The 20,148-nt window shown below is 46.5% G+C and carries 19 protein-coding genes and 1 pseudogene; 2 read left to right on the top strand and 18 right to left on the bottom strand.

The window, feature by feature from the left end:
- Positions 1–9 precede the first annotated feature (9 nt).
- The 5 genes from AUL54_RS18015 to rpsU all read right to left on the bottom strand — a co-directional run bounded on the left by AUL54_RS18015 (position 10) and on the right by rpsU (position 3,562).
- Positions 10–444, bottom strand: coding sequence for a hypothetical protein (locus AUL54_RS18015; RefSeq protein WP_060964726.1), 435 nt, complete (start codon positions 442–444; stop codon positions 10–12).
- 27 nt (positions 445–471) lie between these two features.
- Positions 472–1,464: a flotillin-like protein FloA gene (gene floA, locus AUL54_RS18010; RefSeq protein WP_060964725.1), complete on the bottom strand. Its 993-nt coding sequence runs from the start codon at positions 1,462–1,464 to the stop codon at positions 472–474.
- A gap of 24 nt (positions 1,465–1,488) precedes the next feature.
- On the bottom strand, positions 1,489–2,805 hold the full coding sequence (locus AUL54_RS18005) for an NfeD family protein (protein WP_060964724.1): 1,317 nt from the start codon (positions 2,803–2,805) through the stop codon (positions 1,489–1,491).
- A 122-nt stretch (positions 2,806–2,927) separates the two neighbouring features.
- A complete protein-coding gene (locus AUL54_RS18000) occupies positions 2,928–3,374 on the bottom strand; it encodes a GatB/YqeY domain-containing protein (protein WP_007408278.1) in 447 nt (148 codons plus the stop codon).
- Positions 3,375–3,388: 14 nt separating this feature from the next.
- Complete coding sequence (gene rpsU / locus AUL54_RS17995; protein ID WP_003152957.1) at positions 3,389–3,562, bottom strand: 30S ribosomal protein S21; 174 nt, start codon at positions 3,560–3,562, stop codon at positions 3,389–3,391.
- A 171-nt stretch (positions 3,563–3,733) separates the two neighbouring features.
- Between rpsU and AUL54_RS17990 the strand changes: the two genes are divergently transcribed.
- Positions 3,734–4,660 carry a Na/Pi symporter gene (locus AUL54_RS17990; RefSeq protein ID WP_060964723.1) on the top strand — a complete coding sequence of 309 codons (927 nt, stop codon included), beginning with the start codon at positions 3,734–3,736 and terminating at the stop codon, positions 4,658–4,660.
- A gap of 35 nt (positions 4,661–4,695) precedes the next feature.
- Here the strand turns inward: AUL54_RS17990 and mtaB are convergent, their stop codons facing one another.
- The 12 genes from mtaB to gpr form a co-directional block, all read right to left on the bottom strand.
- On the bottom strand, positions 4,696–6,051 hold the full coding sequence (gene mtaB, locus AUL54_RS17985; RefSeq protein WP_013352930.1) for a tRNA (N(6)-L-threonylcarbamoyladenosine(37)-C(2))-methylthiotransferase MtaB: 1,356 nt from the start codon (positions 6,049–6,051) through the stop codon (positions 4,696–4,698).
- A complete protein-coding gene (locus tag AUL54_RS17980) occupies positions 6,051–6,821 on the bottom strand; it encodes a 16S rRNA (uracil(1498)-N(3))-methyltransferase (protein ID WP_060964722.1) in 771 nt (256 codons plus the stop codon). Before AUL54_RS17980 ends, mtaB begins: the two co-directional genes overlap by 1 nt.
- 22 nt (positions 6,822–6,843) lie before the next feature.
- Positions 6,844–7,779, bottom strand: coding sequence for a 50S ribosomal protein L11 methyltransferase (gene prmA, locus AUL54_RS17975; protein WP_060964721.1), 936 nt, complete (start codon positions 7,777–7,779; stop codon positions 6,844–6,846).
- A 23-nt stretch (positions 7,780–7,802) separates the two neighbouring features.
- Positions 7,803–8,930, bottom strand: a complete 1,128-nt coding sequence (dnaJ, locus tag AUL54_RS17970) for a molecular chaperone DnaJ (RefSeq protein ID WP_060964720.1) — start codon at positions 8,928–8,930, stop codon at positions 7,803–7,805.
- A gap of 179 nt (positions 8,931–9,109) precedes the next feature.
- On the bottom strand, positions 9,110–10,948 hold the full coding sequence (gene dnaK / locus AUL54_RS17965) for a molecular chaperone DnaK (RefSeq protein WP_060964719.1): 1,839 nt from the start codon (positions 10,946–10,948) through the stop codon (positions 9,110–9,112).
- Between the two features lie 24 nt (positions 10,949–10,972).
- Complete coding sequence (gene grpE, locus AUL54_RS17960) at positions 10,973–11,548, bottom strand: nucleotide exchange factor GrpE (RefSeq protein ID WP_016938904.1); 576 nt, start codon at positions 11,546–11,548, stop codon at positions 10,973–10,975.
- 59 nt (positions 11,549–11,607) lie between these two features.
- The gene (gene hrcA, locus AUL54_RS17955; protein WP_016938903.1) at positions 11,608–12,639 is read right to left on the bottom strand and encodes a heat-inducible transcriptional repressor HrcA; all 1,032 of its coding nucleotides are present in this window, start codon (positions 12,637–12,639) and stop codon (positions 11,608–11,610) included.
- An 80-nt stretch (positions 12,640–12,719) separates the two neighbouring features.
- Positions 12,720–13,859, bottom strand: coding sequence for a radical SAM family heme chaperone HemW (hemW, locus tag AUL54_RS17950; RefSeq protein ID WP_060965134.1), 1,140 nt, complete (start codon positions 13,857–13,859; stop codon positions 12,720–12,722).
- A gap of 58 nt (positions 13,860–13,917) precedes the next feature.
- A complete protein-coding gene (gene lepA, locus AUL54_RS17945) occupies positions 13,918–15,753 on the bottom strand; it encodes a translation elongation factor 4 (protein WP_047475598.1) in 1,836 nt (611 codons plus the stop codon).
- A gap of 131 nt (positions 15,754–15,884) precedes the next feature.
- Positions 15,885–16,223, bottom strand: coding sequence for a YqxA family protein (locus tag AUL54_RS17940; protein ID WP_016938900.1), 339 nt, complete (start codon positions 16,221–16,223; stop codon positions 15,885–15,887).
- 16 nt (positions 16,224–16,239) lie between these two features.
- Positions 16,240–17,433 (bottom strand): stage II sporulation protein P, encoded by a 1,194-nt coding sequence (gene spoIIP, locus AUL54_RS17935; RefSeq protein WP_060964718.1) that lies wholly within the window; start codon positions 17,431–17,433, stop codon positions 16,240–16,242.
- A gap of 67 nt (positions 17,434–17,500) precedes the next feature.
- Entirely contained in the window at positions 17,501–18,607 is a 1,107-nt protein-coding gene (gene gpr, locus AUL54_RS17930) for a GPR endopeptidase (RefSeq protein WP_060964717.1), read from the bottom strand.
- Positions 18,608–18,809: 202 nt separating this feature from the next.
- On the opposite strand from gpr, the gene rpsT reads away from it, so the two are divergent.
- Complete coding sequence (gene rpsT / locus AUL54_RS17925; RefSeq protein WP_003152876.1) at positions 18,810–19,076, top strand: 30S ribosomal protein S20; 267 nt, start codon at positions 18,810–18,812, stop codon at positions 19,074–19,076.
- Between the two features lie 17 nt (positions 19,077–19,093).
- Here the strand turns inward: rpsT and holA are convergent.
- Positions 19,094–20,135: pseudogene (gene holA / locus AUL54_RS17920) on the bottom strand (DNA polymerase III subunit delta); the annotation flags it as partial.
- Positions 20,136–20,148 lie beyond the last annotated feature (13 nt).

Here is a 20,148-nt window from a genome sequence, read left to right as displayed (position 1 = left end):
TCTAACACTTTAATTTTTACCGATGCTCCGCATGGTCCGGTGCGGTTTTTTTGCACGGGGCGGACCTAAAATCTCACTGAATATGATGCCCTGCACTGCAGTTTCTTTCTTAATCTTGAGGGCTGATTTCTTCAGAGACGCATTTCGTGTGCGTTGAGATGTCAGCTTAAGTTCAAGCCCATTGAACATCTGCTCTGTCTCCGCAAGGCGCTTTTCAGCTTCCCTTCTTTTTTGCTCAAAAGGGTTCTCTTTTGAAACGGCAGGCATTTCTTCCGCTTCCGGCTTGTGCTCTTTCGGCGGCTGTGTGTGATCCTGCTTTTTTTTCTGATCTGCGGGACGTCTATTCGGCGGGCGTTTTTCATCTTTGTTTTTCTTGCCGAATATTGCCGATATAATGCCGATGACGGCGGCAATGACGAGCGGATTTGTCAGAATCTCGTGCATATAGCGGCTCCCTCCTTAATAGAGAGGTTATTGTTGGTCTTCATCTTGCTGGTCATTCGTCAGCTTGCCGATAGAATCCCTCATGTCCGTGTCAGCGTCGATATTTTTTATGTTCATATAATCCATGACACCAATGTTTCCTTCACGTAAGGCTTCAGCCATCGCAAGCGGCACTTCCGCTTCAGCTTCCACGACTTTCGCACGCATTTCTTCTACGCGCGCACGCATTTCCTGCTCTTGGGCGACGGCCATGGCGCGGCGTTCTTCAGCTTTGGCCTGCGCAATGTTTTTGTCTGCTTCCGCCTGGTCTGTCTGCAGAATCGCTCCGATGTTTTTGCCGATATCCACGTCGGCGATGTCAATCGAGAGAATTTCAAATGCGGTACCTGAATCCAGCCCTTTGCCAAGTACGGTCTGCGAAATCATATCAGGGTTTTCAAGCACTTTTTTATGATTATACGAAGAACCGATTGTCGAGACAATCCCTTCCCCGACACGGGCGACAACCGTCTCTTCTCCCGCTCCTCCGACAAGGCGCTCGATATTGGCTCTTACCGTGATTCTGGCTTTTGCTTTTACTTCAATTCCGTCCATGGCGACACCCGCGATAAACGGTGTTTCAATGACCTTCGGATTGACGCTCATCTGTACGGCTTCCAACACGTCACGCCCGGCCAGGTCAATGGCTGCGCAGCGTTCAAATGTCAGCTCAATATTGGCGCGCTGTGCCGCAATCAGGGCATTGACCACCCTGTCGACATTACCTCCCGCCAGGTAATGGCTTTCGAGCTGATTTGTTGTTGCGGACAGGCCGGCTTTGTGCGCTTTAATTAACGGGTTGACAACGCGGCTTGGAATGACGCGGCGCAGCCTCATCCCGACCAAAGTGAAAATGCTGATTCTGACTCCTGCTGCAAGTGCCGAAATCCATAGCATCACCGGTACAAAGGTGAAGAATATGGCTAACACAATTATGGCAGCTGCAACTATTGCTAAAATCGCCAAACTTGACAGTTCCATCTAATTCCTCCTCAAGATTATCATCTATATTTCTCTCACGACAATGCGTGAGCCTTCCGCTTTCACCACTTTCACCTGTCTGTCTTTTTCAGTAAATGATCCTTCTGAAACGACATCAAGGCGTTCATCATCAATAATAACGGTGCCTGACGGTCTGAGGGCTGTAGCGGTAACACCGACTTTCCCCAACAGCTCCGTCCGGTTCTGATTTGAAACATAACCGTTCTCCGTGCTTGTTGAATCAGTTAATATCAATTTCTTAAAGAATTTCATTCGTTTCCCCAACACCCTTGTTAATATGATAAAGGCAGCAATAGACACACTAAAGGCGATCAAGAGAGAAACCGCCATTACAGTAAAGCTGCCCGCAGCGAGAAAGAGGCTCGCGATGACGCCTGCAACACCGATAAGACCGATTATGCCTCCAGGCAGAAATATCTCTAAAAGGATAAAAACCAAGCCTGCGCAAAATAAGAATACACTGTCATAGCCGGCAAATCCGGCAGCGATATGCCCGGTGAAAAACAGCAGCATGGCCGTCAGTCCGACGGCGCCCGGTATGCCGAGGCCCGGCGAGAATAATTCAATGGTCAAACCAAGCAAAGCGAGCGTTAATAAGACGGGGACAACAAACGGATTTGTCAGCCATCTTCCCAATTTGCCGACAAAACCCTCTTTTGCATGGTGAACATCGGCTTTATCAAAACCGAGCTTTGTATATAAAGCATCGAGGTTTGAAACCGTTCCCTCCGAATATCCGACTTCCTTGGCTTTTTCAGCTGTCAGTGTCAGCAGTTTTCCCTTCGGAGCGCCCGCTTCTTTTGCATTGATGGCGGGGTCTGCCATGGCCAGGGCGTATTTCGGGTTTCGGTTGTTTTTAGCCGCTGCGTCCTCCATTTCTGCATGCCACAGTGATTGGGCCTTTTTGTCTGCCGCGTTTCCTTTGCCGTCGATGATGGCTGCGGCACCCATTTTTCCGCCCGGCGCCATATAAATGTCATCAGCCTGAAGCGCTATATATGCCCCGGCAGAAAGCGCCCGTTTATTCACGTAAGCGGTAACAGGCACATCCGCGCCGCCAATGACATCTGCAATATCCAAAGCTGATTGAACGGCGCCTCCCGGTGTATTGATGTCAAGAATAATGTGTGACGCGCCGGATTCCTTCGCTTCTTTGAAAGAATGCGATAAAAAAGCAGCAAGCCCCTGTTCGACATTTTTCTCAACCGGGATGACATAAACCGATGAACGATCAGCTTTTGCGTTCAATTGAACTCCTAATAAAGATAATACAAACAAGCCCAATAGAGCAACAGCAATTCCGGTTTTTTTTCGGAACAAGGCAGATATACCCTCCTTCCCGTTTCATTCTTCTTTATATACGTAACAAATGTACTTTAGTTTCATTTTTTTATGTATAAAAAAAGACATCTCTCGAGGAAAGATGTCTTTTTCTTCGTCAATTAAGATAATTGACTGCTGACAAGCCTGTTAATCACGCTGCCGTCAGCTTTACCTTTTACTTTAGGCATAATAGCACTCATCACTTTGCCCATGTCCGCTTTCGAGCTCGCACCGACTTCAGCGATGGTTTCATTTACGATTGTCTGCAGCTCTTCTTCAGAAAGCTGTTTCGGTAAATAAACTTCTAAAATGTCCAGCTCTTTTTGAACTTTATCTACTAAATCTAAACGATTAGCGTTTGAAAATTCATGGAGGGAGTCTTTACGTTGCTTAAGTTCACGAGATAGGACAGTAAGTTCCTCATCCTCGGTCAAACTGTCTTTCTTAAGCTTAATTGCTTCGTTTTGAAGTGAAGCTTTCACCATTCGAACGACAGTCAGTTTGTCTTTCTCACGGCTTTTCATATACAGCTTCATATCTTGGTTAAGTCGCTCAAGAAGACTCATAAATCCACCCTCTTTTAGAATTTGCGTTTTCTAGCAGCTTCTGACTTTTTCTTGCGCTTTACGCTAGGTTTTTCATAAAATTCGCGCTTTCTTGCTTCTTGCAAAGTACCTGTCTTTGATACACTGCGTTTGAAGCGACGAAGAGCATCTTCAAGCGATTCGTTTTTTCTAACGACCGTTTTTGACATTCTCTTTCCCTCCCTCCGAATACACCAATCGACTACCTTTAAAAAGATACATATATAAACATGTACTTTGACATTATAATATAAGCCATGAGTCAGGTCAACTAAGTGAGTTCACTTTTCCGTCATGAATAACGCGGCTTGTCTATATAATGATGGAAAGGGGTGTTTCGTTTGCTGATACTGATTCTCTTTACCGCACTTATCCTTGTTTTTTTACTCGGAATGAGCCTGCTCAGACAAGGGCTGATTGCTTTAACGTATTCAAAAATTGAGAAGAGCCTCCTCTTGTTTACCGACCACCCTTTGAAAGCTTTTCTCATCAGCATTGTATTCACGGGTTTTCTTCAGAGCAGCTCAGCTTTTATGGTTATTGTGATCGGCTTTGTCAGTGCAGGCGCTTTGCCTTTTAAACGGACCATTCCGATGATTCTCGGCACGAATGTCGGCTCCACATTTACGACGGAGTTTTTGGCCATAAAGATGGATGTGCTCATTTGGGTGCTTTTGATCGGCGGCCTTGTGTTTATTCTTATCCGGAAATATCCGTTCAGGCAGATCGGCGTAAGCTTTCTCGGTCTCGGCATCATCTTTTTTTGCATCACGTGCTTCAGCCGTCTTGCCGTTCCGCTGACAGAAATGAAGGCGGGGGCGGAGGTTTTGCGCCATGTAAATGATTCAAGCTGGTCCGCTCTTTTGATCGGCATGATATTGACGGCCATCATTCATTCAAGCTCCGTCTGCATCGGCATTTTAATGAGCTTTATGAACGAAGGGATGATCGGCATTGAACAGGCGGTCAGCGTCGTTCTCGGATCTAATATCGGGACATGCGTCACGGCCGTCATGGCTGCTGTTTCAGGGGGTTATGCCGCCAGACAGACCGCCGGTGCTCACGTTGTCTTTAATATACTCGGCGTACTTCTTGTCTTTCCCTTCCTGTCCGCAGCAGCAGGTTTTACAGAGCGGCTGTCTGACGATCCCGCCCAAATGATCGCGCATTTCAGCCTTTTGTTTAATGTTGTCACCGCGTTATTATTTCTGCCGTTCACGCATTTATTTTATCGGCTGATTGACAGGCTGATCCCTCCGAAACCGTAAAAAACCGATGCGTGAAAGCATCGGTTTTTTATCTGTTACGAAGACATGCGCATATTCTGAGTCATTTCTTCTTCAACAACGCGGACGAATTGTCCTTCATTGTACGGATAGCCCGCTTTTTGAATTTTGACTTTGACAAGTTTGCCGATTAAATCTTCCGTGCCTTTGAAGACGACTTTCATGTAATTGTCTGTATAGCCGACGAACATGCCGTCTTCATCAGACTCTTTAAACGTCTCTTCCGGAATGATTTCAAGAACCTCTCCTTCATAATCGGAGGCGTATTCTTTGGCAAGCTGGTCAGACAGAGCAATCAGTTTGTGCACCCGTTCATTTTTCACATTCTCGTCAACCTGATCTTCCATTCTGGCCGCAGGCGTTCCGGTGCGTTTGCTGTAAGGGAATACGTGAAGCTCAGAAAATTTATGTTCTTTAATGAACCGGTATGTTTCCATAAATTCTTCTTCCGTTTCACCCGGGAAACCGACGATAACATCAGAAGTGACAGCAAGACCCGGCAGCGCTTCTTTCAGCTTATTTAAACGGTCCGCGAAAAATTCCATCGTATATTTGCGTCTCATCCGTTTCAGAACGGTGTTTGATCCTGACTGAATCGGGATGTGAAGGTGGCGGACAATTTTATCAGACGCATCCAGCACTTCAATCACTTCATCAGTGATTTGGCTTGCTTCAATAGATGAGATTCTGATTCTTTTCAGTCCTTCTACACGTGTATCCAATTCACGGAGAAGCTTGGCGAAATTGTAATCTTTCATATCTTCGCCGTAGCCGCCCGTATGAATCCCCGTCAGAACGATTTCTTTATAACCGGCATCCACCAGCTGCTGCGCCTGTTTAATGACTTCTTCAGGATCGCGGGAACGAAGCAGGCCGCGCGCCCAAGGGATGATGCAGAACGTACAGAAGTTGTTGCAGCCTTCTTGGATTTTCAATGACGCTCTTGTCCGGTCAGTAAAAGCGGGAACATCCAGCTCTTCAAACACACGTGCTTTCATAATGTTGCCGACGCCGTTGATCGGCTGGCGCTCTTCTCTGTACTGCTCAATGTAACCGAGCATTTTTTCGCGATCCTGCGTGCCGACGACGATGTCAACGCCCGGGATGGCCATAATTTCTGCCGGAGATGTTTGCGCATAGCACCCTGTTACGCAGATGACGCCGTCAGGATTTTGGCGGATCGCCCGTCTGATGACTTGACGGCTTTTTTTATCTCCCGTGTTTGTTACCGTACATGTATTAATGACATATACATCTGCTGTCTGCTCGAATTCTTTTCGTTCATAACCCGCATCTTTAAACAGCTGCCAGATTGCTTCTGTTTCATAATGATTGACCTTGCAGCCAAGGGTATGAAAAGCAACAGTTGCCATTACTGATCACCTCTTAATAACTCTGTATGATAGGAAACTGCGCTTAACGCGTAAAGCGGCGCAGTTTCAGTCCGTAAAATTCTTGGTCCGAGGCCGCATAAGACGGCGCCTTTTTCTGAAAGCTGCTGAACTTCAGACTCAGTCAGACCGCCTTCAGGGCCGAATACGATGAGAAGAGACGAACCTTTCGGAAGGCTTTTGAGCTCCGCAGCGAAAGCGCCCGTTTCTCCCTGTTTTGATGACTCCTCGTATGCAACGACACATTTATCGACATTCTCCGCCATTTCAAGCAGCTGCCGGAACGAATGAACGGTTTTCACTTCGGGAATTTCATTGCGGTACGATTGCTCCGCCGCCTCCTTCGCGATTTTCGCCCATCTTTCCCGCTTCTTCTTTGCCTTTTTGTCGTCAAGCTTAACGACGGATCTGGCGCCTTGAAAGGGGATGAACATACTTGCCCCGAGCTCGGTCCCTTTTTGAATAATCCATTCAAGCTTATCGCCTTTCGGAAGGCCGCTGGCGATCCTGATTTTTAACGGCAGCTCACGGTTTTCTCCCGTCCATTCAGCCATGCTGCATGATATATGATCTTTAGAAACCTCTTTGAGCAGGCATAACGCTTCATGGCCGTCTTTCGAACAGCAGATTATCCGGTCTCCTGCATTCATTCTCATGACGTTTGCAATGTGGTGGACGTCTTCTCCCGTAATTTGAAAATCGGGGGTTTCGTCCATCTCCTGCTTCGTGAGCTCGATAAAATATCGTTGCATACGCTGTGACACCTACTAACTGTTATTTTTTCGCGATGATGCTGACCCAATCTTCCATAGACAGAATTTCTGTAATGGTAAAACCGGCTTTTTCCAACGCTTCTTTTACTTCCTGTTTTTTCTGGCCGATAATGCCTGAAGTAATAAAGTGGCCCCCGTCTTTTAGCAGGTCGTACGCCTGCGATGTAAAGCGGAGAATCACTTCCGCCAAAATATTCGCGACAATGACATCGTGTTCACCTGTGATGCCGTCTAACAAATTGTTCTGTTTCACTTCGGCCGTATCGTTTACTTTGTTCAATTTCACATTCAGACGCGCGCTTTCGACAGCGACCGGGTCAAGATCATACGCATGAACCGATTCAGCCTCAAGCATGGCGGCTGCAATGCTCAAAATTCCTGAACCGGTGCCGACATCAATGACACGGTCGCCTTTTTGAACGATACGCTCAAGCGCCTGAATGCACAAAACGGTTGTCGGATGCGTTCCCGTACCGAATGCCATGCCCGGGTCCATTTCGATAATCAGTTCATCGGTATTCACGGGTGTGTACGTTTCCCATGTGGGTACGATCGTGAATTTTTCAGAAATTTTTACCGGATGATAATACTTTTTCCAAGCTGTCGCCCATTCCTCTTCATTAACTTCAGAAATGGTGATTGTGTTTCTGCCTAAATCAATGTCGTACAAAAGCAGATTATTAATCGTCTCTTTAATGCCGTCGACCGTTTCGCCGAGGAAACTGTTGATCGGCAGATACGCTTTGACAATGACACCCTCATCGGGGTAATCATTGGGGTCGAGCTGGTAGATTTCCCCGTAAACATTCTCACGCTCTTTCATTAAATCAAGCGGATCTTCGATGACAACCCCGCTCGCACCAGCTTCATGCAAAATATTTGAGATGGGTTCGACCGCTTCATGTGTTGTGTGAATGCTGATTTCGGACCATTTCAAAACTACCAACTCCTATCCAATCATTACTCGCCTTTAAATGCGCGTTTTACTTTGTCAAAGAAACTCATTTCTTGTTCATCCGGCAGGTTGCCGCTGACTTCAGCGAACTCGCGGATGATGTCTTTTTGTTTATCTGTCAGATTCGTCGGCGTAACGACGCGGACGACAATGTGCTGGTCGCCTTGTCCGTAGCCGCGGACATTCTGCACGCCTTTGCCTCTTAATCTGAATTTTGTGCCGGTTTGTGTGCCGGCAGGAATTTTTAATTTCACTTTTCCGTGAAGCGTCGGCACTTCAACTTCGTCTCCGAGTGCCGCTTGGGCAAACGTTAACGGCATTTCACAGTAAATATCATCTCCGTCACGCTCAAAGAACTCGTGGGCGCGCACATGGAATACGACAAACAGATCTCCCGGAGGACCTCCGTTTACACCCGGTTCACCTTGACCCGGAACGCGGAGCTGCTGTCCGTCGTCCACACCGGCAGGGATCGTAACGTTAATTTTTTTCCGTTTTTTCACTTTGCCCGTGCCGCCGCAGTCAGAGCACTTGTTTTTAATGATTTTTCCTGTTCCTTCACAGTGGTGGCAGACTCTTCGGTTAACCACTTTGCCAAACGGCGTGTTCTGTTCGACATTCAGCTGGCCTGAACCGCCGCAATGCGAGCACGTTTCCGGATTTGTCCCCGGCTTCGCGCCTGAGCCTTTGCATGTTTCACAATTCTCTTCGCGAGGAATTTCAATGATCGTTTCTTTTCCGAAAGCCGCATCTTCAAATGACAGTGTCATTGTATACTGCAGATCCGCGCCCTGCCTCGGCGCGTTCGGATCACGGCGTCTCGTGCCGCCGCCGAAGATGCTTGAGAAGATGTCATCGAAACCGAAGCCGCCGAAGTCTCCTCCGCCGCCGAAACCGCCGCCGAAGCCCTGATTAGGGTCAGTATGGCCGAATTGATCATATTGAGCCCGTTTTTGGTCATCTGAGAGCGCTTCGTATGCTTCTTTTACCTCTTTGAATTTTTCATCTGCTCCGGATTCTTTATTGATATCAGGATGATATTTTTTTGAAAGCTTCCGATAGGCTTTTTTGATTTCATCCTTTGAAGCGCTCTTACTTACTCCAAGCACTTCATAGTAATCACGCTTACTCATCTCGCTTCACTCTCCCGAATTTCTCACATAAATTAGATTGTATCATTTTGAATTATGTTTTTTCAATTCCTTTTATCCCGGGCAAGAAAAAAAGTCAAAGCCAAGAGATGCCTGACTTTGACTTTCTGTCTGTTGAATCAGAATATGCTGTGTGTTCTTTTGCGTTCTGCGGAAAGAACTTATTTTTTCGTTTCGTCGTCTTTTACTTCTTCGTATTCCGCATCGACAACGTTATCGTCCGCTTTTTTGCCTTCAGCGTTTGCTGCGCCTTCAGCCTGCTGCGCTTTTGCCGCTTCTTCATAAAGCTTCATGGAAAGCTCTTGAACGATTGTTTGAAGCTCATCTTTTTTCGCTTTGATCTCTTCAATTTCGTTTTTCTCGATAGCTGCTTTCAGCGCGTCTTTCGCGTCGTTTGCTTTTTTCACTTGCTCTTCATCCACTTTGCCTTCCAGGTCTTTTAATGTTTTTTCCGTTTGGAACACAAGCTGGTCAGCTTCGTTGCGGACTTCGATTTCTTCTTTTTTCTTCGCATCAGCGTCAGCGTTTTCTTCCGCTTCTTTCACCATGCGTTCGATTTCGTCATCAGAAAGACCTGAAGAAGATTTGATTGTAATGTTTTGTTCTTTTCCTGTGCCTAAGTCTTTCGCTCTTACGTTTACGATACCGTTTTTGTCAATATCGAAAGAAACTTCGATTTGAGGCACGCCGCGCGGTGCAGGCGGGATATCAGTAAGCTGGAAGCGGCCGAGTGTTTTGTTGTCGGCAGACATCGGGCGCTCACCTTGCAGCACGTGAATGTCAACGGCTGTTTGGTTATCAGCAGCAGTTGAGAATACTTGTGATTTGCTTGTCGGAATTGTCGTATTGCGGTCGATCAGTTTCGTGAATACGCCGCCCATTGTTTCAATACCGAGTGACAGCGGTGTAACGTCAAGAAGGACAACGTCTTTTACGTCTCCTGTGATGACGCCGCCTTGAATTGCAGCACCAAGCGCTACAACTTCATCCGGGTTTACGCCTTTATGCGCTTCTTTGCCTGTTTCTTTTTTGATTGCTTCCTGTACGGCAGGAATACGTGTAGATCCGCCGACAAGGATAACTTTGTCGATTTCGCTTGCAGAAAGATCCGCATCTTGAAGAGCCTGACGGACAGGAGCCATTGTGCGCTCAACGAGATGAGCGGAAAGCTCTTCGAATTTAGCGCGGGTCAGTGTCAGCTCAAGGTGAAGAGGACCTGCGTCTCCCGCTGTGATAAACGGTAAAGAAATTTGCGTAGATGATACGCCGGAAAGATCTTTTTTCGCTTTCTCAGCCGCATCTTTCAAACGCTGAAGCGCCATTTTGTCTTTTGACAGATCAATGCCGTTTTCTTTTTTGAATTCTGCTACGAGATGGTCGATGATGACTTGGTCAAAGTCATCCCCGCCAAGACGGTTGTCACCGGCAGTTGAACGGACTTCAAACACGCCGTCGCCAAGTTCAAGCACAGATACGTCAAACGTACCGCCGCCAAGGTCGTAAACAAGAATCGTTTGGTCTTCGTCCGTTTTATCAAGTCCGTATGCAAGCGCTGCTGCAGTCGGCTCGTTGATAATACGCTCTACTTCAAGACCGGCAATTTTACCGGCATCTTTTGTCGCTTGGCGTTCTGCATCGTTGAAGTATGCAGGAACCGTGATAACAGCTTTAGAAACTGTTTCGCCAAGGTAGCTTTCAGCGTATGCTTTCAGATGCTGAAGGATAATGGCTGACACTTCCTGAGGCGTGTAGTCTTTTCCTTCGATTTCTACTTTATAGTCAGTACCCATATGGCGTTTGACAGACATGATTGTGTTAGGGTTTGTGATAGATTGGCGTTTTGCCACTTCCCCTACTTGGCGCTCGCCGTTTTTAAATGCAACGACTGACGGAGTAGTACGGTTACCCTCAGCGTTAGCGATAACTGTCGGCTCGCCGCCTTCAAGCACTGCCACACATGAGTTTGTCGTACCCAAGTCAATTCCGATTACTTTACTCACTTTGAATTACCTCCTGCTATGTAGTTATTGATTCACTTTAACCATTGAAGGACGGATGACGCGGTCCTTCAGTTTGTAGCCTTTTTGCAGTTCTTCGATAACAATATTGCTGCCGAAGTTTTCATCTTCCACCTGCATGACGGCTTGGTGAAGGTTCGGATCAAATTCCTGACCGACAGCTTCGATGGCTTCAACGCCTTCTCTTTCAAGAGCGTCCATCAGCTGGCGGCGGACCATTTCCATACCTTGCAGCAAGCTTTTTGTCTGCTCGCTTTCAGCTTCTACCTGTAAGGCCCGTTCAAAGTTGTCGAGAGCCGGAAGGATTTCCGTTACGACGTTTTGAGAACGGTATTTCTGAGCAGCTTCCATTTCAAGGCGGCTGCGTCGTTTATAGTTTTCAAAGTCTGCTTGAACACGCAAAAGCTTATTTTCTTTTTCATCAAGCAAACCCTGCAATTCATCAATTTGGTGCTGAAGGGCTTCTTCCTGACCTGCTGTTTCTTCATGCTGTTCTTGTGAAGCGGCTTGTTCTGCCTGTTCTGTCGTTTCTTCTTGTTCTGCTGCTTCAACCTGTTCTGCGGTTTGTTTTTCTTCTGACATTGTGTTCACCTCCCTCAAATGCTGTAAAAAGATGACTGAAAATGTTTGCCAAAATTCCCTTATTCATCATACAAACTTGTGAATGCTTTTGACAAGTCCGAAGTCACATGCTGCAGCAGGCTGACGACTCTTGAATAATTCATGCGTGTCGGCCCGATAATGGCGATTGATCCGATCTGCTTCGTGTCAACCGTATAGGTGGCCGTGATCAGGCTGCAGTTTTCCATTTCCTCGTAGTCGTTTTCTTTTCCGATTTTGATTGAAATCCCGGCTTTTGACGACTGAAACAGCTTCAGGACATCCTGCTCTTTTTCAATTAAGGATAAGAGCGAGCGGACCCGTTCAATATCATGGAACTCCGGCTGATTCAGCATATTGATTTTTCCGCCGAAAAATAATTTCTCAACATGGCCCGCCGGATGGAATGTGGAGCGGAGCGATTCGAGAATGCTGTCATAGTTGGCGATATGCTGCCTTAAATATGTGACAACCTCTTTAAAAATACGCTCATTCAGTTCGTCCATCGGAACGCCCGCTAATCGGTCGTTCAATATATTGACCAGTTTTTCAATATCGGCCAAATCCACTTTAGCCGGGAAATTGATCGTGCGGTTTTCGACATGCCCCGTATTCGTAACGAGGATGGCGACCGCTTTATCCGGCTGGATCGGAACAATTTGAATCTGTTTAAGATAATTCTCGCTCAGCGTCGGCCCGAGAACAATCGATGTGTAGTTTGTCAGTTCGGACAGGATCTGCGCTGATTTTTGGACTGTTTTTTCAAGCTCGAAGATTTTTTCTTTAAATATCGAGTGAATTAAATCCAGATCGGTTTTAGTCAGCTTGACGGGTGACAGCAAATGATCGACATAATACCTGTACCCTTTTTCCGACGGAATCCGTCCTGAGGATGAATGGGTTTTTTCAATAAAGCCCAATTCCTCCAAGTCAGCCATCTCGTTTCTGATCGTTGCAGAGCTGAATGTAATCTCGTCTTTTTTTGAAAGAGTTCTTGATCCTACAGGCTGCGCTGATTGTATAAAATCATTAATAATCACTTGCAGGATCAACAGCTGACGATTTGTTAACATCATCATCACCCCTGTTAGCACTCAAGGTCAGCGAGTGCTAATTCTATATCAAAAGTAACAAACGAAAAGAAAAATGTCAATTATAACTCACCCAAAAAAGCGCCAAAAACCTCATTTCCTAATAATTTGCCTTCATGCGTTAATGCTACCGATTTTTCCGAGTCACAGATCAGGCCTTTTTCAGTTAAATCTTTGAGAATATCAGGAAACAGTTCATCGACTGAACGTCCGAATTTATCCAGGAAAGCTTTTTTTTGCACGCCTGACATTTTTCTGAGACCGAGGAACATTTCTTCCTCAATCTGCTCTTCACGTGTCACCTCGTGCGTGTCCCGGTAAGGCAGCCCTTTTTCTTCGATGAGCTGAATATAATGTTTCACGGGACCAGCGTTGACGGTGCGGGTGCCGCTGATATATCCGTGAGCCCCTGCGCCAAAACCGAAATACTCTTCATTGCTCCAATAGGTCAGATTATGCTGCGACTCGTAGCCGGGCTTTGCAAAGTTGCTGATTTCGTATTGGCGGATGCCCGCTTCACTCATCTGCCTCATAACCGTTTCATACATCTCAGCCTCTTGTTCTTGCGCAGGGAGATGCAGGCGGCCTTTTTGCATTAAATTATAAAACACCGTTTTCGGCTCGACGATCAGCGAGTAAACGGAATAGTGCTCCGCATCCAGCGACAAAGCCGTTTTAACAGAATTATCAAGGTCAGCCAGCGTCTGTCCCGGCAGGCCGAACATTAAATCGAGACTGATGTTGTCAAAACCGAGCGCCCTCGCCCGTTCAAAGGAGCTGAACACGTCCTTTTGTTTATGCACCCTGCCGATTTTCTGCAAAAGGGCATCTTCGAAAGTTTGAACACCGAAGCTCAGCCGATTGACACCGGCATTTTTCAGGATTTTTAATTTTTCCGAGGACAAGTCATCCGGATTCGCTTCCGCGGCAAATTCAATGAGTCCGTCAGAAGGCTCCAGCACGCGGTGAATGGAATCCATCAGTTTTTCAAGCTGGGCGGGCGAGAGCGATGTCGGCGTGCCTCCCCCGATAAAAATCGTGCGAAGATCAGGGCGGCCCGTACGTTCTATCGTATTTATCATTTCCTTTTCGAGTGAGTTTAAATACTCATCGACAGGCTGGCTCTGAATAAAATATTTATTGAAATCGCAATAGTGGCAGATATGCTCACAAAACGGAATATGAATATAAGCTGATTTCATTTGAAACACCTTCTTCTTTACAGAAAGAAGCCGCAGTGCGGGACTGCGGCGGCTTCCGTTATTTTTTCGGGCTGTCATCCATTTTAAGGACGGCCATAAACGCTTCCTGCGGCACTTCGACTGAGCCGACCTGCTTCATCCGGCGTTTTCCTTCTTTTTGTTTTTCAAGAAGCTTCCGTTTCCGCGAGATGTCTCCGCCGTAACATTTTGCAAGAACGTTTTTCCTCATGGCTTTAATGGTTGAGCGCGCCACGATTTTCTGTCCGATCGCCGCCTGCACCGGCACTTCGAATTGCTGGCGCGGGATCAGCTCTTTTAATTTTTCGACGATGACTTTTCCGCGCTCGTATGCGTAATCGCGGTGGACGATAAATGACAGCGCATCAATTTTTTCAGCATTCAGCATAATGTCCATTTTGACGAGTTTAGACGGCTTGTAGCCGATCAGCTCGTAATCGAAAGAGGCGTACCCTTTCGTACTGGACTTCAGCTGATCAAAAAATTCGTAAACAATTTCCGCAAGAGGCATCTCGTATACAATGCTGACCCGGTTGGCGTCTAAGTACTGCATATCGATAAAGTTGCCCCGTTTCCCCTGACAAAGCTCCATAACCGCTCCGACATAATCGTTCGGAACCATCATCGTCGCTTTGACATAAGGTTCTTCCACCCGTTCTATTTTTTGCGGGTCAGGCATGTTTGACGGGTTATCGACGACGATCTTTTCACCGTCCGTCATATATACGTCATAAATAACGCTCGGCGCGGTCGTGATGAGGTCAATTTTAAATTCCCGTTCAATCCGTTCTTGAATGATCTCCATGTGAAGCATTCCTAAAAAGCCGCAGCGGAAGCCGAAGCCGAGGGCTTGTGACGTCTCCGCCTCGTATTGAAGGGAGGAGTCATTCAATTCAAGTTTTTCCAGAGCCTCGCGCAAGTCATTATATTTGGCTGTGTCAATCGGGTAAAGTCCGCAATAGACCATCGGATTGAGTTTGCGGTATCCCGGAAGCGCTTCTGCCGCAGGCTTAACCGCGCTTGTAATCGTATCACCGACACGGGTGTCGCCGACATTTTTAATTGCGGCTGTCAAATAGCCTACATCACCGACTGTCAGTTCGTCAGCCGGCTGCGCTTTCGGCGTAAAGACGCCGACTTCGATGACTTCAAACTCTTTTCCGGTCGCCATCATTTTAATTTTCTGGCCGGGTTTTACCGTTCCTTCTACGACTCTGATATACGCGACGACTCCGCGGTACGCGTCATAAAGCGAGTCAAAGATGAGCGCTTTCAGCGGAGCTTCCGGATCTCCCGCGGGAGCAGGCACTTTTTCTACGATCTGCTCTAAAATGTCTTCGATGCCGATACCCGCTTTCGCTGAAGCGAGGACGGCGTCTGAAGCGTCAAGACCGATCACGTCCTCAACTTCTTGACGCACACGTTCTGGCTCTGCGCTCGGGAGATCGATTTTATTAATGACAGGAAGAATCTCAAGGTCATTATCAAGCGCCAGATAGACGTTCGCCAATGTCTGCGCTTCAATTCCCTGGGCCGCATCAACAACGAGAATCGCGCCTTCACAAGCAGCCAGGCTTCGTGATACTTCATATGTAAAGTCGACGTGTCCGGGCGTGTCGATGAGATGGAATATATATTCTTCTCCGTCTTTTGCTTTGTATTTCAGCTGAACGGAATTTAATTTGATGGTAATTCCCCGTTCGCGTTCAAGGTCCATTGAATCAAGCAATTGTTCTTTCATTTCCCGCTGGGTGATCGCCGATGTTTTTTCTAAAATCCGATCCGCCAAGGTCGATTTGCCGTGGTCTATATGGGCGATGATCGAGAAATTCCGGATTCTTGACTGCCTCTCTAAACGCTTTTCTTTATCTGTCACAATCTATCACTCCTACTATTAAACGCAAAATACACTAGCTTAGATTATATCAATAGGATTGTAAACATTCAATTAAAACAAGAAAGAGAAAAGCTTCCTATTTGGAATCGTCCGCTTTTCTCCTTAAAATGCTATCGGTTCAGTTTCGAAACCCACTCGTACATCGCCTGGGCCGAGTCCGTTACGGTATTTGAAAGGGTTTCCCCGGCTTTTGAAAACAGGTTGAAGGTTTCCGCCTGTTCCAGCTGTTTTTGTTTTTCTTCCAGATCTTTCGCCGTAACGGTTTGGCCCAAAATGGATGCCTCTTTTTCCTGACCCTCTCCGCCGCTAAGCGTGAATGCACCTTTTAAGGAGGGGTCTTTGTATCCTTTCATATCAAGCATTCCGCTGTTTGCCTGCTGCATGCCGAACAAAACGCCGACAAACATGACAATGGCGATCAGCAGGCATTTGCCGGTAAATCGGATCATTTGCATCACCTGATTTCTATTGTTTTTCCTTCTCTCCTGATTGCGAACTGACTTTTTCAGCATTCCAGTACAGTTCGCTGAATACATCGGCTACGGCATCGGATGCGCGTCTCAGTTCTTCAAGGTTGTTATCCACGCCTCCGAATTCCAGCAGAAGCGACCGGTCGTTTAAATCCTGGTTGTATACTCCATTATCTCCCGGAGAGCCTTTTGATAAAACACCGACGCTTAAGCCGGGGTATTTTTTCTCCATGAGCTTATGAAGTTCACTTGCGAGTTTATAGTTTTCTTCAAAATTGGCGCTTTTTTTGCCGACGACGATGGCCACTCTGGCATAGCTTTTTCCTTTAATATCGGCTGTCGTATTTTTCTTGCGGCGGGAATCCCGGTGAATATCTATGGTATATTGCAGATTTTTATTTTTGGCGAGCGCGCTTTTTACAACCGGTCTTGATTCGTCATAGCTTCGCGCATAATTTAAACCGTCTTTGTTCAGGCGGCCCTGAATGTCGGTTTTATCTACGTCCGCTCCTACGCCTTGCGCTTCCAGCGCTTTTCCGAACATATCTCCGACAAGCGTGACATTGGCCTTCGAATGGCGGGCGTTATCCGGATTTGTTTCCCCTTTTAACAGAGGGAGATAGGATTCGGTATTGTGAGTGTGATAAATAAAGACGACTTTTTTGCTGCCGGTCGAATGCTTCGGCGGCGCCGTTTCTTCTTTTTTCGTTTTGTTTTCGATTTCTGCAAGATTCACTTCTTTTTCTTTTTCCATCACCTTTGACGGCGGCGGAGATTCAGCCGGCATATTCGTATAATCCGTCCCCTGCCCCGCCAACAGGATCTCCGTATCGTATTGAGCGAATCCCGGCAGCTCGCGTCCCAAGAAGCTCCGCGGATCTTCCAGATTAATGCTTGTCGCCAGTTTTAAGGAAAGCCGTGACAGCTGAAATGAGTCTTTTTCAGGAAGCTCTGATGCGAAATAATGATTTTCCATGCCAAGGAGGTGTGCAAACGCGTCACCCGGAAGCTCTCCGGCAATTCCGTGAAGAGAATCGGAAGAAAGCCTCAGTTCAGGGCGAAGCGATGTGAGCACACCGGATAATACGAAAATAACGATAAGGCTTGTCATAAACAAAAACATGCCCTTGAGCGCATTTCCACCGTTTACTGCAACGACAATTTGACGGTTTCTGCGTTTTTTTCTCATGATTTGAATCCCTCCAGCGCTTGTCTAGTAATTACTCTATGAACAAGCTAGAGGAGGTAGAACCATTTTAATGATTATAAGAACCTTTGTTATCTTGTGAGACCTTTTCATGAAGGGCGGTGTTTAACCCATTTGCAAGCACGTTCGCCATATCATCAATAAAGGTGTCAATCTCCTTCGGCGTGACCATCAGATTATGTCCGAGCGGAGAAAGCACTTCATGAATCAGCTGGCGTTTTTCGTTTTCGTCCAGCGTGCCGACAATGCCTAAAAAGGATTGGCGCTCTTTTTCTCCGGGAAGATCTTCATCTGTAAGCACCTTCTTTTTGCCAAAGTTCATTCCGGCGGGCACCAAAGACCTCGACGGGCTGTCATCTTTCATTTCTCTGCCGAAATGCTTTAATATGTAGTCCACTGTATCACTTGCGATCGTCACCGCATCAACGACAGTCGGGACACCGATTGCGATGACTGGGATGCCGAGCGTCTCTTTGCTTAATTCTTTTCTCTTATTGCCGACGCCTGATCCCGGGTGAATGCCCGTATCAGAAAATTGGATGGTCGTGTTCACCCTTTCAACGGCTCTTGCCGCAAGAGCGTCTACAGCAATCACAAAATCCGGCTTCGATTCTTTGATCACGCCTTGAATAATATCGCTCGTTTCAATTCCCGTTAATCCCATCACACCGGGAGCAAGCGCGCTGACCGGCCTGTACCCTTCCTGCACATTTTCCGGCTGAAGCCTGAACAAATGCCGCGTCACAAGCAGATTTTCGGTCACAAGAGGGCCGAGTGCATCCGGCGTCACATTCCAGTTGCCAAGACCGACGATCAAACAGCTTGCATCCTTTGGAATTTTTAATGCCGACAGATAGGCGGAAAATTCCACGGCAAACACTTCCGTTACTTTTTCCTGCATTTCAGAGTCGTGCTCCCTCACACCCTGCGCTTCGATCGTGACATAGCGCCCCTGCTTTTTGCCCGATAGCTCGGCGCCTTCTTTTGTAATATCCACAGTTCTGACTTTAATGCCGCCCTTGTCGCGTTCTTTTTCAATAAACCCGTTTATTTCTTTTTTCTGACCGGCTTGTCCGTCTTTTACCGCCTGTTTTGTTTCTACCGCTAAATCCGTCCGTATCAGAAATTGATTGACATCCAGTTCGTTGTTTTTCACGGGGAAGACCTCCTTCAATCATCGTGGTACATAGTGTGGCCATTTGTAAAACGAATCATGCGAATTTACCCATCAACGAAAAATACTTTACATTTATATTGCAATCTAAAGTTCTGTTTGATAGAATACAATTTGTTCTATTGTGAAGAAGATTTAACCTTAAGACACTGTGCTACAGGTTGTATCTTAGGAGGTGAAACACATGCCAAACATTAAATCAGCGATTAAACGTACAAAAACAAACAACGAACGCCGCGCTCATAACGCGACAATCAAATCTGCTATGCGTACTGCAATCAAACAAGTAGAAGCTTCTGTTGCCAACAACGAAGCGGATAAAGCGAAAACTGCTCTTTCTGAAGCAGCGAAACGCATTGATAAAGCAGTGAAAACAGGTCTTGTACACAAAAATGCCGCAGCTCGATACAAATCTAGACTTGCGAAACAAGTGAACGGACTTTCTGCATAATACAAAAACGATCCCTGGTAACGGGGATCGTTTTTTTCATTCGGTCCGGAGAAGTTCAAGAAGAAAGAGCTCCAGCAAGAGCTGCTTGTCCTTTTTCCCGGTTTTCATTTCGTAATCCATCACTGCCAGTTTCTCTATAATACGCCTGAGCTCTTCTTCAGAAAAAAGCCTCGCCTGGTCCATCGCCAGCTTTACCCGGAAAGGGTGAACCTTTAAATTGGATGCGATTTGCTTTTGACCGTATCCTTGTCCGGCAAAATACTTCGTCTGCATAATGAGACGGAACTGGTTGGCGATCAGCGCCATGATTTTGATCGGTTCTTCGTTTTGTTTTAAAAGATCATAAAATATTTGAAGGCTTTCCGTCCGTTTTCGGTTCACGATTTTGTTGATCAGCTCAAAAATATTCTGCTCCAAACTTCTCGCGACAAGCTCCCGGACATCTTCAAGCGTAATCTCATGTCTGTCTCCGGTGTAGGCGGAGAGTTTTTGTATTTCCTGATATATGGAAGACAGGTGGCCGTTTGCAAGCAGAACCAAATGCTCAGCAGCTTCTGCGTCGATCGTTTTATTTTCGGATTTTGCCAGATTAATCGTAAAGTCAGTCGTTTCCTTTGCATTCAGCTCCTTAGCTTCAATCATCAGAGCTTGCTGCTTCAGCGCCTTCGTCAGTTTTTTCCGCTCATCCAGCTTCTCATACGGAGCCACAATCACAAAAACCGTATAAGGCGCAGGCTCCTTCAGATAAGTCTCAAGAGCGCTTGTATTGTGCTCTATTTTTTCTTTCTTTTTTTCTCCTGTTAAAAAAGACGGGTTTTTTACAATGACCAGCCGCTTCTCCCCCATAAACGGAAACGTTTCCGCATCGGTTATCGCCTGGTCAAGCGGATCCTCTTCAAGATCAAAAACAGACAGGTTAAAATCTTTTGTCCCCTCATCAACGACAGCTTGTCTGATACGGCTGACAGTCTCTTGGAGAAGATACGTTTCTTTTCCGTATAAACAATAAACGGAGCGGACATCCCCTTTTTTCAGGGCTTTCCAAACATCAAATACCATGATCGTATGACTT

Source organism: Bacillus sp. SDLI1 (assembly GCF_001553895.1).
GTDB classification, from domain to species: Bacteria; Bacillota; Bacilli; order Bacillales; family Bacillaceae; genus Bacillus; species Bacillus siamensis.
Note: the sequence above shows the minus strand (reverse complement) of the source record. Positions and strands in the feature narration are given on the sequence as shown.

What these genes read in the sequence shown, in the direction of transcription:
- AUL54_RS18000 (WP_007408278.1), bottom strand. Translation starts at nt 3,374, where the DNA reads ATGAGTCTTCTTGAGCGACTTAACCAAGATATGAAGCTGTATATGAAA.
- grpE (WP_016938904.1), bottom strand. Translation starts at nt 11,548, where the DNA reads ATGTCAGAAGAAAAACAAACCGCAGAACAGGTTGAAGCAGCAGAACAA.
- spoIIP (WP_060964718.1), bottom strand. Translation starts at nt 17,433, where the DNA reads ATGAGAAAAAAACGCAGAAACCGTCAAATTGTCGTTGCAGTAAACGGT.
- rpsT (WP_003152876.1), top strand. Translation starts at nt 18,810, where the DNA reads ATGCCAAACATTAAATCAGCGATTAAACGTACAAAAACAAACAACGAA.
- AUL54_RS18015 (WP_060964726.1), bottom strand. Translation starts at nt 444, where the DNA reads ATGCACGAGATTCTGACAAATCCGCTCGTCATTGCCGCCGTCATCGGC.
- hemW (WP_060965134.1), bottom strand. Translation starts at nt 13,859, where the DNA reads ATGAAATCAGCTTATATTCATATTCCGTTTTGTGAGCATATCTGCCAC.
- mtaB (WP_013352930.1), bottom strand. Translation starts at nt 6,051, where the DNA reads ATGGCAACTGTTGCTTTTCATACCCTTGGCTGCAAGGTCAATCATTAT.
- rpsU (WP_003152957.1), bottom strand. Translation starts at nt 3,562, where the DNA reads ATGTCAAAAACGGTCGTTAGAAAAAACGAATCGCTTGAAGATGCTCTT.
- AUL54_RS17940 (WP_016938900.1), bottom strand. Translation starts at nt 16,223, where the DNA reads ATGATCCGATTTACCGGCAAATGCCTGCTGATCGCCATTGTCATGTTT.
- AUL54_RS17980 (WP_060964722.1), bottom strand. Translation starts at nt 6,821, where the DNA reads ATGCAACGATATTTTATCGAGCTCACGAAGCAGGAGATGGACGAAACC.
- dnaJ (WP_060964720.1), bottom strand. Translation starts at nt 8,930, where the DNA reads ATGAGTAAGCGTGATTACTATGAAGTGCTTGGAGTAAGTAAGAGCGCT.
- floA (WP_060964725.1), bottom strand. Translation starts at nt 1,464, where the DNA reads ATGGAACTGTCAAGTTTGGCGATTTTAGCAATAGTTGCAGCTGCCATA.
- hrcA (WP_016938903.1), bottom strand. Translation starts at nt 12,639, where the DNA reads ATGTTAACAAATCGTCAGCTGTTGATCCTGCAAGTGATTATTAATGAT.